This is a genomic window from Promicromonospora kroppenstedtii (assembly GCF_044389675.1).
Lineage (GTDB): Bacteria > Actinomycetota > Actinomycetes > Actinomycetales > Cellulomonadaceae > Promicromonospora > Promicromonospora kroppenstedtii.
This window is the reverse complement of record NZ_JBIRYI010000003.1, coordinates 322,473-336,624: the sequence shown is the minus strand read 5'-3', so window position 1 is coordinate 336,624 and position 14,152 is coordinate 322,473. Positions and strand designations below refer to the sequence as shown.

Here is a 14,152-nt window from a genome sequence, read left to right as displayed (position 1 = left end):
TCCCGCCGGGCCCGCACTCATCGAACTGCTGCTCGCCCGGCAGTTACCCGCCCGACCGTTACCCGCCAGACCGTTACTCGCCGGACCGGTGGAGTACCTCGGTGAGCTTGTTCGCCGCGGCGACGACGGCGGCCGAGTGCAGCCGGCCGGGCTGGCGCGAGAGCCGCTCCACCGGACCCGACACGCTGACGGCGGCGACGACGCGCCCCGACGGGCCGCGCACCGGCGCCGAGACGGATGCCACACCGAGCTCACGTTCCGAGACGGACTGGGCCCACCCGCGGCGTCGGACGCCGGAGAGGATCGTGGCCGTGAAGGTCGCGTCCCGCAGGCCGCGGTGAAGGCGGTCCGGCTCCTCCCAGGCGAGCAGGACATGGGCCGCGGAGCCCGCGCTCATGCTGAGCGTGGCACCCACGGGGATCGAGTCGCGCAGGCCTACCGGGCGCTCGGCGGCGGCGACGCACACGCGGTGGTCGCCCTGCCGGCGGTAGAGCTGCGCGCTCTCGCCCGTGTGGTCGCGCAGCGCGATGAGCACGGGGTTCGCTGCTGCCAGGAGGCGGTCCTCACCGGCGGCCGTGGCCAGCTCGTTGAGGCGCGGTCCCAGCACGAACCTTCCCTGCATGTCCCGTGCCACCAGGCGGTGATGCTCCAGAGCCACCGCCAGGCGGTGCGCCGTCGGGCGAGCCAGGCCGGTGGAGGAGACGAGCTGCGCCAGGGTGGCCGGGCCGGCCTCGAGTGCCCCGAGGACGGACGCCGCCTTGTCCAAGACGCCGACTCCGCTAGTATCGTCCATACCGCGATATTGCCGTCTCGGAACGTGAGATTGCAAGTCGAGGCCCAAAGTTGTTCCGAGTTGTTCCCCGAGTTGTTCCCCAAGTAGTTCCACACAGTTGTTTCTGACAGAGGTAGTTTTGACAGGGAGGCGAACCGCAATGGCCGGCACGCTGGCGGAGAAGGTCTGGGAAGCGCACCTGGTGCGTCGAGGCGAGGACGGCTCGCCTGATCTTCTCTACATCGACCTGCACCTGGTCCACGAGGTCACGAGCCCGCAGGCGTTCGAGGGACTGCGCCTTGCCGGACGGCAGGTGCGGCGACCCGACCTGACGATCGCGACCGAGGACCACAACACCCCCACGCTCGACATCGACCGGCCGATCGCCGATCTGACGAGCCGAACCCAGATCGACACGCTGCGCGCCAACGCCAAGGAGTTCGGCGTCCGGCTGCACAGCCTCGGTGACGCGGACCAGGGCATCGTCCACCAGGTGGGACCCCAGCTCGGTCTGACGATGCCGGGCCTCACCGTCGTGTGCGGCGACTCGCACACGTCCACGCACGGCGCGTTCGGCGCGCTCGCGTTCGGCATCGGCACGTCCGAGGTGGAGCACGTGCTCGCCACCCAGACGCTGCCGCTCGCGCCGTTCAAGACCATGGCGATCACGGTCAACGGCGCGCTGCCCGCAGGCGCGACGTCCAAGGACATCATCCTGGCGATCATCGCCAAGATCGGCACCGGCGGCGGGCAGGGCTACGTGCTCGAGTACCGCGGCGAGGCCATCCGGGCACTGTCCATGGAAGCGCGCATGACCATCTGCAACATGTCGATCGAGGCCGGCGCCCGCGCAGGCATGATCGCGCCGGACGAGACCACGTTCGAGTACCTCAAGGGCCGCCCGCACGCCCCCGAGGGCGCGGACTGGGACGAGGCGGTCGAGTACTGGAAGACCCTCCGGTCCGACGACGACGCGCAGTACGACGCCGAGGTCGTCCTCGAGGCGACGGACCTGGAGCCGTTCGTCACCTGGGGCACCAACCCGGGCCAGGGCCTGCCCCTGTCGGCGTCCGTCCCCGTCCCGGCGGACATCGCCGACGAGGGGGAGCGCGAGACCGCGGCGAAGGCGCTGGAGTACATGGGCCTGACCGCCGGTACGCCGCTGCGCGATATCAAGGTCGACACCGTGTTCATCGGGTCCTGCACCAACGGTCGCATCGAGGACCTGCGGTCCGTGGCCAAGGTCGTCAAGGGCAAGGAGAAGGCCTCGGACGTCCGGGTCCTCGTGGTTCCGTCGTCGGCCCGCGTGCGCCTGCAGGCCGAGGCCGAGGGCCTGGACGTGATCTTCAAGGAGTTCGGCGCCGAGTGGCGCAACGCAGGCTGCTCCATGTGCCTGGGCATGAACCCCGACCAGCTCGCGCCGGGGGAGCGGTCGGCCTCGACGTCGAACCGCAACTTCGAGGGTCGGCAGGGCAAGGGCGGTCGCACCCACCTGGTGTCGCCGCTCGTCGCGGCCGCCACGGCGATCCGGGGCACGCTCTCCAGCGTCAGCGACCTGGACCTGCCGTTCGACATCGACATCACCACGTTCGACGGCACGCCGCTCGACGGCGTCGGTGCCTCCCCGCTGGGTGAGTCCGTCGTCGTCGACCTGCCCATCCCCGTCGCCGGCCAGCCCGCGCTGCGCTGAGAGGACCACTGACCATGGAGAAGTTCACCACGCACACCGGCGTCGGCGTCCCGCTGCGGCGCAGCAACGTCGACACCGACCAGATCATCCCCGCCGTGTACCTCAAGCGGGTCACGCGCACCGGGTTCGAGGACGCGCTGTTCGCGGCGTGGCGGGGCGACTCGTCGTTCGTCCTGAACCAGGAGGCGTACTCCGCGGGGTCCGTGCTCGTCGCCGGGCCGGACTTCGGTACGGGCTCCTCGCGCGAGCACGCCGTGTGGGCGCTCAAGGACTACGGCTTCCGCGTCGTGCTGTCCTCGCGGTTCGCCGACATCTTCCGCGGCAACTCGGGCAAGCAGGGCCTCGTCGCGGGCGTCGTCTCGCCCGAGGACATCGAGATCCTGTGGAAGATCCTGGAGACCAAGCCGGGCACCGAGGTGACCGTCGACCTGGAGGCCAGGACGGCCACGGCCGACGACGTCACGGTGCCGTTCCAGATCGACGACTACACGCGCTGGCGGCTCATGGAGGGGCTCGACGACATCGGGCTCACCCTGCAGGAGGCCGACAAGATCACCGCGTTCGAGGAGACCCGGGCGTCGTGGCGCCCGAAGACGCTGCCGGCCCGGCACCTGCCGGCCGTCGAGATCGAGGCGGCCCGCCCGGTCTGACGCACCGCTCGCGTCTCAGCGCTGCCCGGTCGGAGGTAACAGCTCGGCCTGAGCGCTGTCGTACGGCTCGCGCCCCTTCTGAGATCAGGATCCGTGGTCAGGATCCTGGCCCCAGGAGGGGCGCGACCGCGTTCGCGACGAACGGCGCCAGCGTTCCCGCGAACGTGTCCGTCAGGTGGTCGGCGTCCCGGTAGACCGTGACGCCGCCGATCACCGGCCGGCACTCCCGGGCGTCGCAGTAGACGTCCGTGAAGTCCACCAGGACGACGTCGGGCCGCTGCAGCCGCTCGACGGCGCCCCGCTGCGGGTCGAAGGCGCGGGTCGCGACGGGGCGCGGGACGCGGCAGGCGGTGGCGTTCTCCGAGGCCGCGTCGGGCGCGGTCAGGCACTCGATCACCTCCGGGTCGGCCCGGGGCACATCGGCGACGGCGGCGACCGGCGTCCCGTCGTCGGCGAGCCGCGCCCACAGGCCGGCCAGTCCCGCCTCGGCCCACGTCTCCTGGTTGCCGTCCCAGCTCGTCGGCGCTGCCCAGTCGACGCCGCTCATCTGCGAGGTGACGACGAGGTCGTAGTCGCCGTCGATCAGCAGGCGCTCCGTGCGGTCGACCCACTCGGCGCACGTCGCGGTCAGGACGTCGTCCTGCACCCGCATCGCGTCGGAGAACGGGCAGCCGGCCTTGACGTAGATGTCCAGGGCCCAGTCGTTCGCCTCGGCCGCGCCCACCAGGGCGCTCGCGTAGTGCGCGGCGTGGGAGTCGCCCACCAGGGCGACCCGGACGCCGCTACCACGGTGGCCGCGCTCGCACGCGATCGGCTCGGCCTCCTCGCGGTCGGTGGTCGAGCACATGTCCGCGCCCAGGGCGTACGGCGCGGGCATGTCCTCGGCGGCTGCCTCGGGGGCGGGCACCGGGACCGGCACAGGGGCCGGCACCGGGGCTGGTGCGAGGGCCGCCAGGTTGGTCGGGACGTTGGTCGGGACGTTGGTCGGGCTGACGGCCGGGACGTTGGTCGGGATGGTGGTCGGGTTGACGGTCGGCATGCCGGTCCCGGCCGGGTCGTCGTCCGCGCAGGGCTCACCACCCGGGGGTCGGGCCGCCGCGCCGAAGCATCCGGCACCGGCCCCGTCGTCAGCGGCGGCCTCGGCGGCGGCGAGCTCGCTCCGGACGTATTTCTGCGCCGAGTGCACCCCGGTGAGGGCCACAGCGACGACGACGGTGCCGACCGCCGCGGCGGCCGCGAACGTGCCCCGGGGGCGCGACGAGTCCCGGAGCCGGAGCACCGGCAGCTCGACCCAGCGCCGGGTGGCCCAGGCCAGCAGCAGCGTGGCGAGCAGGACCGCGAGCTTGTCGCCGGTACGCAGGACGTGCCCCGTGGTGTAGGGGACCAGCACGACCAGGGGCCAGTGCCACAGGTAGACCGCGTAGGACACGTCGCCCAGGAACCGCACCGGGGATGACGCGGCGAGGCGGCTGGTGAGGCTGCCGGGGGACCGGTTGGTCACCCGAGCCCCGATGACCAGGACGGTGCCGAGCACGGGCAGCGCCGCCCAGACCCCGGGGAACGGCGTCGCGTCCGTGAGGGCGACGGCCGCGACCCCGATCAGGGCCAGTCCTGCCCACGTCGAGGCCCTCGGCAGGACGGCGGAGCCGGCGGGCGTCCCGGGCAGCGCCGAACGGCGCGACAGTGAACGCCCGGACGCCGAACGCCTGGACGCCGAACGCCCGGACACAGAACGCCCGGATGCCGAGGGCCCGGACGACAGCGACGGCGCGAACGCCAGCAGGGCACCTGCGCCGAACTCCCAGGCGCGCGTCGGGGTGACGAAGTACGCGTACGCCTGGTCGGCGTCCGTCCAGAGCAGCGACGTGACCAGGGACGCGACGACGACCAGGGCCAGCGCCCCGGCCGCGACCGCCCGCCACCCGGCCCCGTGCCGGGCGTGGTCGGTGTAATGGCCGGTGTAGTGGCCGGTGGGCCGGGGGCCCGAACGGAGCCACCGGCTGACGACGAGGCACCCGCCGATCAGCAGCGGCCAGACCAGGTAGAGCTGCGCCTCGGCCGAGAGCGACCAGTAGTGCCGCACGGGCGACGCCAGGTCGCCCGCCGCGAGGTAGTCCACGGCGGCGTCGGCCAGCACCCAGTTCTGGGCGGACAGCGCGGAGGCCGCGATCTCACGGAACCACTGCTCCCGGTGCTGCACCGGGACCAGCGCCCAGACGCCCACCGCCGTCGCCCCGAGCACGAGCGTCGATGCGGGCAGCAGCCGCAGGATCCGCCGCGACCAGAACTCGGCGACTGAGAACCGGCCGGCGTCCACGTCGCGTGCGATGTGCGACGTGATCAGGAAGCCCGAGATCACGAAGAACACGTCGACGCCCACGTAGCCGCCCGGGACCCGGTCCGGCCACAGGTGGAACAGCAGGACCGCCACCACGGCCACGGCCCGCAGCGCCTGGATGTCGGCGCGCAGGGGCCGGGTCGGGGTGGATCGGCGCTCGTCGGGCACGTCGGATCTCCGTCGGCGTCAGCTCCCCCGTCGGCGTCCGCGATGTGTTGTATGTCCTAGATCCGGAAATGCTACCGGTCAGATCTCGGGCGGCCCCTGACGCACCTTCTCCAGGAGCGACTCCGGCGAGTCCTGGGCCGGGTCCCACCAGGACTCGATCCACCACGTGACCCCGGCGTCGGCCATGGCGCGCGCCTGCTCGGCCGCCTGGTCCGGGTCGCTGGAGAGCTTGCCCTGCAGGACGACGTCGAACGGGCGGCCCGCGGCGTCCTCCTGGTGATGCGCCCTGAGCCACTCGACGAGCCCGGCGATGTCGTTCGTCGTCAGGTCGTCCGCGGTGCCCCGGAGCTGCGGGACGATCCCGTCCCAGCGCAGCGCACGGCGCAGGTTCTTGGTGGGCGGCCGCTCGGCGTCCCAGACGCCCACCGGCCACACGGGGATCCGGCCGTTCACCGGCGGCTCGGGGAACCGGAACGGGCCCGTGGTGATGTGGTCGCCCGAGGCCTCGAACTCCTCGCCCGTCCAGGACCGTTCGAGCCACTCCAGGGTCTCGTCCAGCAGGGCCGCGCGGTCCTTCAGCTCCATGGGCTGGCCCGGGACCGACGTGAAGCCGCGGTCGTCCGTCACACCGACTCCGACCGGCAGCACCAGGCGCCCGCCCGAGAGCCGGTCCACCGTGAGCGCGCGCTGTGCGAGCTCCCACGGCCGGTGCCGGGGCACGGCGAAGACCATCGCGCCGAGCGTGATGCGTTCGGTCACCGTTGCAGCGGCCGCCAGGAGGCTGAACGGGTCGTACACGGGCATGGCCCACTCGCCGCCGAGATTGACGGCGTCCCAGGTGAACCAGCCGTCCCAGCCGTGCTCCTCGCACTCCCGCGCGAGCGCCACGTGCTGGTCGATCGTGCCGAAGCTGCTGATGAACCCGAACTTCATCGTTCCTCCTGGTGCGGCAGGTCTGGGATCGTTTCCCCACGTCGCTTCACACGTTAGGCGGCACCACTGACACTCGGTGCCGCACCCAGCCCCGCGACGGCGTGCGTCGTCGGGCCCGGCGGTTAGGGTGAGCCCCGTGACCAGCACGAGCACGACCACCCCGACCGTGGAGATGTGGACCGACGGAGCCTGCAAGGGCAACCCGGGCCTGGGCGGGTGGGGCGCGCTGCTGCGTTCCGGCACGCACGAGAAGGAGCTGTTCGGCGGCGAGAAGGTGACCACGAACAACCGCATGGAGCTGAAGGCCGTCGTCGAGGCTCTGCGGGCGCTCAAGGGGCCCGCGACCGTCACGATCCACGTCGACTCGTCATACGTGATGAACGGGATGAAGAGCTGGATCGTGGGCTGGAAGCGGAACGGCTGGAAGACCGCGAGCAAGCAGCCCGTCAAGAACGTGGACCTGTGGCAGGAGCTCGACGCCGAGGTCGCCAAGCACGAGGTGAGCTGGGTCTGGGTCAAGGGCCATGCCGGCGACCCGGGCAACGAGCGGGCCGACGCGCTGGCGAACAAGGGTGTCGACAGCGTGCGCTGACGCAAGCCTGGGGCAAGCCCAGAGCAAGCCCAGAGCAGGTCCCGGGCACGTCGGGCGGCACGTCCGCCTAACGAGACAGAAGTCACGTCACCACGATTCGCGCGCACCAATACCCTTGACCCATGGCTTCCCACTACGACGTCGTACTCCTCGGTGCGGGCCCCGGCGGCTACGTCGCCGCTATCCGCGCTGCCCAGCTCGGCAAGTCCGTTGCGATCATCGAGGAGAAGTACTGGGGTGGTGTCTGCCTCAACGTGGGCTGCATCCCCTCCAAGGCTCTGCTCCGCAATGCCGAGCTGGCCCACATCTTCACCCATCAGAAGGACTTCTTCGGCATGTCCGGGGACGTCACGTTCGACTTCGGGAAGGCCTGGGACCGTTCGCGCACGGTCGCGGACGGTCGCGTCAAGGGCGTGCACTTCCTCATGAAGAAGAACAAGATCACCGAGCTCGACGGCCGCGGCACGTTCCGCGACGCCAACACCATCGAGGTGGCCCTCAACAAGGGCGGCACCGAGACCGTGACCTTCGACAACGCGATCATCGCGACCGGCTCCGAGGTACGGCTGCTGCCCGGCGTCGAGCTGTCCGAGAACGTGGTCACGTACGAGAAGCAGATCCTCACGCGCGACCTGCCGAAGTCGATCGCCATCGTCGGCGCCGGCGCGATCGGCATGGAGTTCGGCTACGTCCTGAAGAACTACGGCGTGGACGTCACGATCGTCGAGTTCCTCGACCGTGCCCTGCCGAACGAGGACGCGGACGTCTCCAAGGAGATCGCCAAGCAGTACAAGAAGCTCGGGATCAAGGTCCTGACCTCGACGGCCGTGCAGACCGTCAAGGACGAGGGCTCGTCGGTCACCGTCTCCTACAAGGGAGTCAAGGACGACAAGCCGGGCGAGCTCGTGGTCGACAAGGTCCTCATGGCCGTCGGTTTCGCGCCGAACGTCAAGGGCATCGGCCTGGAGAGCGCCGGCGTGCAGCTCACCGACCGCGGCGCCATCGGCATCGACGACTACATGCGCACCAACGTGCCGCACATCTACGCCATCGGTGACGTCACGGCCAAGCTCATGCTGGCGCACGTTGCCGAGGCGCAGGGCGTCGTCGCCGCCGAGACCATCGCCGGGGCCGAGACCCAGACCCTGGGTGACTACCGCATGATGCCGCGCGCGACGTTCTGCTCGCCGCAGATCGCATCGTTCGGCCTGACCGAGCAGCAGGCCAAGGACGAGGGCTACGACGTGAAGGTCGCCTCGTTCCCGTTCATGGCCAACGGCAAGGCGCACGGCCTGGGCGACCCGACCGGCTTCGTCAAGCTGGTCGCCGACGCCAAGTACAACGAGATCCTCGGCGCCCACATGATCGGCCCGGACGTCTCGGAGCTGCTGCCGGAGCTGACGCTCGCGCAGAAGTGGGACCTCACGGCCGACGAGATGGCGCGCAACGTGCACACCCACCCGACGCTGTCGGAGGCGCTGCAGGAGTCGATCCACGGCATCGCCGGGCACATGATCAACTTCTGATCGCCTGACCGGCCCCGCGGCGGCCCCTGGAAGCGGCGGCTGACCTGCACTTTCGTCCTATGGCGTCGTGCGGTGTCGGTCGCCGTTTCTCGTGTGCCCCGACGGCGTCGGCCCCTGCTGTGTCCCGGTTCGATAACGGACGTCGCGCAGTGCCCTGGTGATGTGCGCGTGCCGCTGATGTTCGGGGATGATTACTGTTCATGAACGCCGGAAACCCGCTGTCGGGTCTCTACGCCCCGATGCCCGCGGTGGGAACGAGGAAGTTCTGCGTGTTCTGCCGCGAACCGGTGACGTTGGAGCGCGCGGCGTCGGGCTGGCACTACTGGACGGCGGCCGGCGACCCGATCGACGGCGGCCGGTACTGCCTCGGCGGCATGATGGGCAACGTCCACTCGCCGGCGCTGCGCACGCTGCACCTGCCGCTGGCGGAGTCCGACGACCAGAAGTGGGCCTGGCGGTACTCGCCGGAGGGCGAGGGCCGGCTGCAGTAGCGCGCCGGCCTGGCTGAGAAGCCCCGCCAGAAAGCCCGGCCAGAACGGCCAGATCAGAACGTCCAGATCAGAAACGTCCAGATCAGAACGGCCAGACCAGCGGCACGTACAGCACCGCCGCCGCGAGGAACACGAGCGCCAGCGGCAGCCCCAGCCGCCAGAAGTCCCCGAACCGGTAGCCCCCGGGCTGCAGCACCATCAGGTTGACCGGTGTCGCGATCGGGGTGAGGAACGCGGCTGCCCCGACCACCGCCAGGGCCATCATGAACGGCTGCACGCTCACGTCGAGCGTCTGGGCGAAGGACACCGCGACGGGCGCCATCACCAGCACGGTCGCCACGTTCGAGATGAACTGTCCGAGCACGAGCGTGAGGGCGCACACCGCCAGGAGCGCGACGTACGGCGACCCGCTCCCGGTCACCCGCATCACCAGCTCAGCCATCATCTCGGCCGCGCCCGACGACACGAACGCCGCCGACAACGGGATGAGCGCGCCGATGAGGATCACCGTGTCCCAGGAGACCGCGCGCAGGCCCTGCGGAACCGTGACCACGCGCAGCAGCACGAGGGCCACTGCGGCGAGCAGCCCGACGATCACCGGAGGAACGGCACCGGTGGCCAGGATCCCGATCGTCGCGACCAGCACACCGAGGCACCGCTTCCAGCCGACGCCGAGCGGCACGCTCCGCTGCAGGCTCTGCGACGCCTCGACGGCGATGACGTCCGGCGACCGGGTGTAGCGGTGCAGCGCCTCCCACGGGCCGCGAACCAGCACGGAGTCGCCGGCCTGCAGGGGCAGGGCCCCGGACGGGGCAGAGGCGTCGGGACCGTTCGACGACTCGCTGCCGCGGCGCAGCGCGACCACGACCAGATCCTCGTCCCGCGTCGTCATCCCGGGGCTGACACGACGTCCGATCAGGGTCGAGCGCGGCGCGATGAGCACCTCGACGACGCCGGTGGTGCCGGTGAAGAGATTGGTCGCGTCGAGCTCCTCGGCGTAGCTCTCCTGCCACGAACGCACCCGTTCGCGCGGATCGGCGGCGACGTCGGCCAGGCGCTCGGGAACCCGCTCCGGCAGCAGGCGCTGGCCCAGGGTCACGACGAGGACCATGGTGACCAGGACGAGCGGCAGGCCCACCAGCGCGAACTCGAAGTACCCGAACTCCCGGCCGCCCGACTCGGCGGCGACCTCGGAGATGATCACGTTCACCGGGGTTCCGGTGAGTGTCAGCAGCGAGCCCGCGCTGGCGGCGAACGCCACGGGGATCAGCATCCGCGAGGGCACGATGCCGGCCCGCGCGGCGGCGACGACGGCGACGGGCAGGAGCGCCGCGACCGCTCCGTTGATGCTGATGACGGCCGCGAGGAGCGCCATGCCGCCGACCATCGTCGCGAGCAGCCCGGTGCGCCCGAACGACGAGCACCTCTCGAGCTGCGCTCCGATCCATGCCGTGATGCCCGTGGTCTCCAGGCCCGCGCTGAGCACGAACAGCGTGGCGATGAACAGGACGACCGGATCGCTGAAGCCGGCCAGGGCCTCGCCCAGCGGGAGGACTCCCGTGGCCCACAGGGCGACCGGGACGAACAGGGCCACGATCACGAGCGGCACCCGGTTGGTCGCGAAACCGAGCACGGCCAGCGCCAGGATCACGAACGTCGCGACCAGAGGGTCGATCATGTGCTCCACGGGCTCAATCGTCGCATCCGGCAGGTTCACCCCCGGCGCACTGGTGGAGCCCCGGGGTACCCGGCAAGATCGACGCATGACCGATCTCGCTGACGAGTCCATGACGGTCCGGACCGGGGACGCCGGTCCCGAGCTCGACGTCGACCTCGCGGTCGTCGGATTCGGCAAGGGCGGAAAGACCCTCGCGGCCACCATGGCCCGGCGCGGCGCCCGGGTCGCGATGATCGAGCAGTCCGACCAGATGTACGGCGGCACGTGCATCAACATCGGCTGCGTGCCCACCAAGGCGCTCGTGCACGACGCCGAGAACGGCGCGGCCGACGTCCCCGGGCCGGACCGCTACCGCCGCGCCGCCGAGCGCACCGGCGCCCTGACCACGCTGCTGCGCGGCAAGAACTTCGCGATGCTCGACACCCTCGACACCGTCACGGTGATCACCGGCACCGCGGCGTTCGCCGACCCGCACACCCTGGTCGTCAGGGCCGGCGACGACACGCTGCGGGTCACCGCGCGGACCGTCGTCGTCAACACCGGCGCCGACCCGGAGCTCCCGCCGCTCCCGGGCCTGCGCGAGAGCGAGCGCGTGGTCACCAGCACCCAGCTGCTCGCCCGTACCGAACGGCCCGACGAGCTCGTCGTCCTCGGTGGCGGTTACGTCGCCGTGGAGTTCGCCGCCATGCACGCCGCGTTCGGCGCGCGCGTCACCCTCCTGGCCCGGGGTCCGCGCATCCTCCGTGCCGAGGACGACGACGTCGTGGCCACCGCCGTCGAGATCCTCACCACCGCCGGCGTCACTGTCCGGACCGGCGCCACCGTCACCGGGATCGAGGACGTCGACGGCGCCGCCGTCGTGACCTGGACCGACGCGGGCGGCGACCGGCAGACGGTGCGTGGCGACACGGTCCTCGCCGCGCTGGGCCGCCGCCCGCACACCGCCGGCCTCGGCCTCGACGCCGCCGGGATCAAGACGGACGAGCGCGGCGCCGTCGTCGTCGACGAGCACCTGCGGACCACCCAGCCGCACGTCTACGCGATCGGCGACGTCAACGGCGGGCCGCAGTACACGTACGTCTCGCTCGACGACTACCGCGTCGTGCTCGACCACCTGACGGGCGAGGGCCGCCGCACCACCACGGACCGCCGGGCCGTCGCCTCGGCGCTGTTCATGACCCCGCCCCTGGCGCGCGTCGGCCTCACCGAGGCGGAGGCCCGCGCGACCGGGCGGCCGCTCCTGGTCGCGACGCGCAAGGTCGCGGACATGGCGACCGTGCCCCGGGCGCGGATCGTGCACGACCCGCGCGGCGTCATGAAGGCCGTCGTCGACGCCGAGACCGACCAGATCCTCGGGGTCACGATGCTCAGCCACGACGCCCACGAGACGATCAACACGGTCGCGCTCGCGATGCGGCACGGCGTCACCGCGAGCGAGATGCGCGACGAGATCTACACGCACCCGTCCATGACCGAGGCGTTCAACGACCTGTTCGCGAACCTCCGACCGGTGTGACGGTCCCCGGGCCGGGCGGCGACCGATGAGTTCGGCTCCACCGATGAGCTCGGCTCCACCGATGAGTTCGGCACCAGCGCGGCGTCCGTCCTGCCATGAGCGAATTTCTTTCCGACGGACCCGAGCTCTTCGCGGTCGCGTGCGTCCGCGACTACGCCACCGCCTACCCCTGGTGGGAGACGCTGCTGGGCAGCCCGCCCACCTTCAAGGCGACGCCGACAGAGGCGGTGTGGGAGGTCGCCCCGCACCGCTGGATCGTCGTGGAACAGCGCCCAGAGCGCGCGGGCCTCGCGACGCACACGCTGTTCGTGGACGACCTCGACGTCAGGGTCGGCCAGATCGCCGCTCGTGGCCTGGAGCCGGACGATCACGAGACCTTCGAGGGCGGCGTGCGCAAGATGATCTACCGCGACCCCGAGGGCAACGAGATCGGGTTCGGCGGCAACGCGCGGCAGGCGGGGACCGTGCACTAGTGCACAGCGCCCCGATCTCCACCGTCCACCCAGCTCAGGGCCCTGCTTCCCTACGGTGCTCGTATGCGCTACCTGGAAGGGCCTTTCGCGCCCGTCACCGAAGAGATCACCGCCTACGGTCTGCCCGTCACCGGGCGGATCCCGGCCGAGCTGAACGGCCGTTACCTGCGTAACGGGCCCAACGCCCTGGGCGTCGAGGACCCGAGCGTGCACATCTGGGGAATGGGCCAGGGCATGGTCCACGGTGTGCGGCTGCGCGACGGCAGGGCCGAGTGGTACCGCAACCGCTTCGTCCGCACGTCCGGCTTCGCGCCCATGGTTCACGTCATCGAGCACGCGGAACGCACGTTCGCCCTGGCCGAGGGTGGACTCCCGCCCGCGGAGCTCGACGACGAGCTGGGCACGGTGGGAACCTGCACCCTCGGTGGCACCGCAGAGGGCTTCACGGCCGGGGCGCACTCGAAGCACGACCCGCTCACGGGGGAGCTGCACTCGCTGTCGTACATGATGGGCAGGGACGTCGTCCAGCACATCGTGACCGACGCCAAGGGGACCGTCACCGGGACCACCATGATCCCGATGTCGCGCTCACCCTTCATGCACGACTTCGCGCTCACCGAAAACCACGTGGTGCTCTGGGACACGCCGCTCGGTTTCGACGGCTACGACTGCCGCTGGTTGCCCGACCACCCGACCCGCGTCGGGGTCATGCCCCGGTCGGGGGGTGACGTCCGCTGGCTGGACATCGATCCGGTCCACGTCAGCCACACGCTGAACGCCTACGACGACGGTGACTCGGTGGTTGTCGACGTGGTCACCGCGGAGGGACCGTTCGATCCGTCCGACCCCGGCGCGATCCGCCCGATGCTCGACCGCTGGACCATCGGGCCGGACTCGATCCGCCAGCAGCGGGTCGACGACCGGCCGCAGGACTTCCCGCGTGTCAACGAGTCCCGTCTCACCCTTCCGTACCGCTACGGCTACTCGGCGGCGACCGCGCTCTACGGGGTCCCGTTCGAGGCGGAGGGCGTACCGGCGGACGACACCTTCACGAACGCTCTCGTCAAGCACGACCTGGAGCGGGGCACGGCCGAGGTGCACCGGTTCGGCCGGGACGAGGCCGTGGGTGAGGCGGTGTTCGCCACGGCGGGGTACGGCGAGGACGAGGGTTACCTGCTCACCTACGTCCACAACCCGGAGCGCAACGCCAGCGACCTGGTGATCCTTGCCGCACAGGACTTCACCGCCGCTCCGGTCGCCCGGATCCACCTGCCGGTCCGGGTGCCGCTCGGCCTGCACGGCAGCTGGCTGCCGGACCGCTGAGG

Annotated in this window: 12 protein-coding genes; 8 read left to right on the top strand and 4 right to left on the bottom strand. The window is 71.1% G+C overall.

Going from position 1 to position 14,152, the window contains the following annotated elements:
• Nucleotides 1-73: 73 nt before the first annotated feature.
• Nucleotides 74-793 (bottom strand): IclR family transcriptional regulator, encoded by a 720-nt coding sequence (locus tag ACH47X_RS07170; RefSeq protein ID WP_026365378.1) that lies wholly within the window; start codon nucleotides 791-793, stop codon nucleotides 74-76.
• A gap of 139 nt (nucleotides 794-932) precedes the next feature.
• Between ACH47X_RS07170 and leuC the strand changes: the two genes are divergently transcribed.
• Nucleotides 933-2,462 (top strand): 3-isopropylmalate dehydratase large subunit, encoded by a 1,530-nt coding sequence (gene leuC, locus ACH47X_RS07165; RefSeq protein WP_036971378.1) that lies wholly within the window; start codon nucleotides 933-935, stop codon nucleotides 2,460-2,462.
• Between the two features lie 14 nt (nucleotides 2,463-2,476).
• A complete protein-coding gene (gene leuD, locus ACH47X_RS07160) occupies nucleotides 2,477-3,112 on the top strand; it encodes a 3-isopropylmalate dehydratase small subunit (RefSeq protein ID WP_020013708.1) in 636 nt (211 codons plus the stop codon).
• A gap of 97 nt (nucleotides 3,113-3,209) precedes the next feature.
• Here the strand turns inward: leuD and ACH47X_RS07155 are convergent, their stop codons facing one another.
• A complete protein-coding gene (locus ACH47X_RS07155) occupies nucleotides 3,210-5,618 on the bottom strand; it encodes an SGNH hydrolase domain-containing protein (RefSeq protein WP_397402777.1) in 2,409 nt (802 codons plus the stop codon).
• 78 nt (nucleotides 5,619-5,696) lie between these two features.
• Nucleotides 5,697-6,551, bottom strand: a complete 855-nt coding sequence (locus ACH47X_RS07150) for an LLM class flavin-dependent oxidoreductase (RefSeq protein ID WP_397402775.1) — start codon at nucleotides 6,549-6,551, stop codon at nucleotides 5,697-5,699.
• Nucleotides 6,552-6,723: 172 nt separating this feature from the next.
• On the opposite strand from ACH47X_RS07150, the gene rnhA reads away from it, so the two are divergent.
• From rnhA to ACH47X_RS07135, 3 genes are all read left to right on the top strand, one after another.
• The gene (rnhA, locus tag ACH47X_RS07145; protein WP_051433515.1) at nucleotides 6,724-7,143 is read left to right on the top strand and encodes a ribonuclease HI; all 420 of its coding nucleotides are present in this window, start codon (nucleotides 6,724-6,726) and stop codon (nucleotides 7,141-7,143) included.
• Nucleotides 7,144-7,265: 122 nt separating this feature from the next.
• A complete protein-coding gene (lpdA, locus tag ACH47X_RS07140; protein ID WP_142038732.1) occupies nucleotides 7,266-8,669 on the top strand; it encodes a dihydrolipoyl dehydrogenase in 1,404 nt (467 codons plus the stop codon).
• Nucleotides 8,670-8,869: 200 nt separating this feature from the next.
• Complete coding sequence (locus ACH47X_RS07135; RefSeq protein WP_397402773.1) at nucleotides 8,870-9,160, top strand: hypothetical protein; 291 nt, start codon at nucleotides 8,870-8,872, stop codon at nucleotides 9,158-9,160.
• A gap of 82 nt (nucleotides 9,161-9,242) precedes the next feature.
• Here the strand turns inward: ACH47X_RS07135 and ACH47X_RS07130 are convergent, their stop codons facing one another.
• The gene (locus ACH47X_RS07130; protein ID WP_397402889.1) at nucleotides 9,243-10,838 is read right to left on the bottom strand and encodes an SLC13 family permease; all 1,596 of its coding nucleotides are present in this window, start codon (nucleotides 10,836-10,838) and stop codon (nucleotides 9,243-9,245) included.
• A gap of 85 nt (nucleotides 10,839-10,923) precedes the next feature.
• On the opposite strand from ACH47X_RS07130, the gene ACH47X_RS07125 reads away from it, so the two are divergent.
• The 3 genes from ACH47X_RS07125 to ACH47X_RS07115 all read left to right on the top strand — a co-directional run bounded on the left by ACH47X_RS07125 (nucleotide 10,924) and on the right by ACH47X_RS07115 (nucleotide 14,150).
• The gene (locus tag ACH47X_RS07125) at nucleotides 10,924-12,354 is read left to right on the top strand and encodes an FAD-dependent oxidoreductase (RefSeq protein WP_397402771.1); all 1,431 of its coding nucleotides are present in this window, start codon (nucleotides 10,924-10,926) and stop codon (nucleotides 12,352-12,354) included.
• A gap of 95 nt (nucleotides 12,355-12,449) precedes the next feature.
• Entirely contained in the window at nucleotides 12,450-12,827 is a 378-nt protein-coding gene (locus ACH47X_RS07120) for a VOC family protein (RefSeq protein ID WP_397402769.1), read from the top strand.
• A 63-nt stretch (nucleotides 12,828-12,890) separates the two neighbouring features.
• A complete protein-coding gene (locus ACH47X_RS07115) occupies nucleotides 12,891-14,150 on the top strand; it encodes a carotenoid oxygenase family protein (RefSeq protein ID WP_397402767.1) in 1,260 nt (419 codons plus the stop codon).
• Nucleotides 14,151-14,152: the final 2 nt, after the last annotated feature.

Excerpts from the sequence above, each read along its gene's own strand:
- ACH47X_RS07170 (WP_026365378.1), bottom strand. The coding sequence starts at position 793 with ATGGACGATACTAGCGGAGTCGGCGTCTTGGACAAGGCGGCGTCCGTC.
- leuC (WP_036971378.1), top strand. The coding sequence starts at position 933 with ATGGCCGGCACGCTGGCGGAGAAGGTCTGGGAAGCGCACCTGGTGCGT.
- leuD (WP_020013708.1), top strand. The coding sequence starts at position 2,477 with ATGGAGAAGTTCACCACGCACACCGGCGTCGGCGTCCCGCTGCGGCGC.
- ACH47X_RS07150 (WP_397402775.1), bottom strand. The coding sequence starts at position 6,551 with ATGAAGTTCGGGTTCATCAGCAGCTTCGGCACGATCGACCAGCACGTG.
- rnhA (WP_051433515.1), top strand. The coding sequence starts at position 6,724 with ATGTGGACCGACGGAGCCTGCAAGGGCAACCCGGGCCTGGGCGGGTGG.
- lpdA (WP_142038732.1), top strand. The coding sequence starts at position 7,266 with ATGGCTTCCCACTACGACGTCGTACTCCTCGGTGCGGGCCCCGGCGGC.
- ACH47X_RS07135 (WP_397402773.1), top strand. The coding sequence starts at position 8,870 with ATGAACGCCGGAAACCCGCTGTCGGGTCTCTACGCCCCGATGCCCGCG.
- ACH47X_RS07130 (WP_397402889.1), bottom strand. The coding sequence starts at position 10,838 with ATGATCGACCCTCTGGTCGCGACGTTCGTGATCCTGGCGCTGGCCGTG.
- ACH47X_RS07125 (WP_397402771.1), top strand. The coding sequence starts at position 10,924 with ATGACCGATCTCGCTGACGAGTCCATGACGGTCCGGACCGGGGACGCC.
- ACH47X_RS07120 (WP_397402769.1), top strand. The coding sequence starts at position 12,450 with ATGAGCGAATTTCTTTCCGACGGACCCGAGCTCTTCGCGGTCGCGTGC.
- ACH47X_RS07115 (WP_397402767.1), top strand. The coding sequence starts at position 12,891 with ATGCGCTACCTGGAAGGGCCTTTCGCGCCCGTCACCGAAGAGATCACC.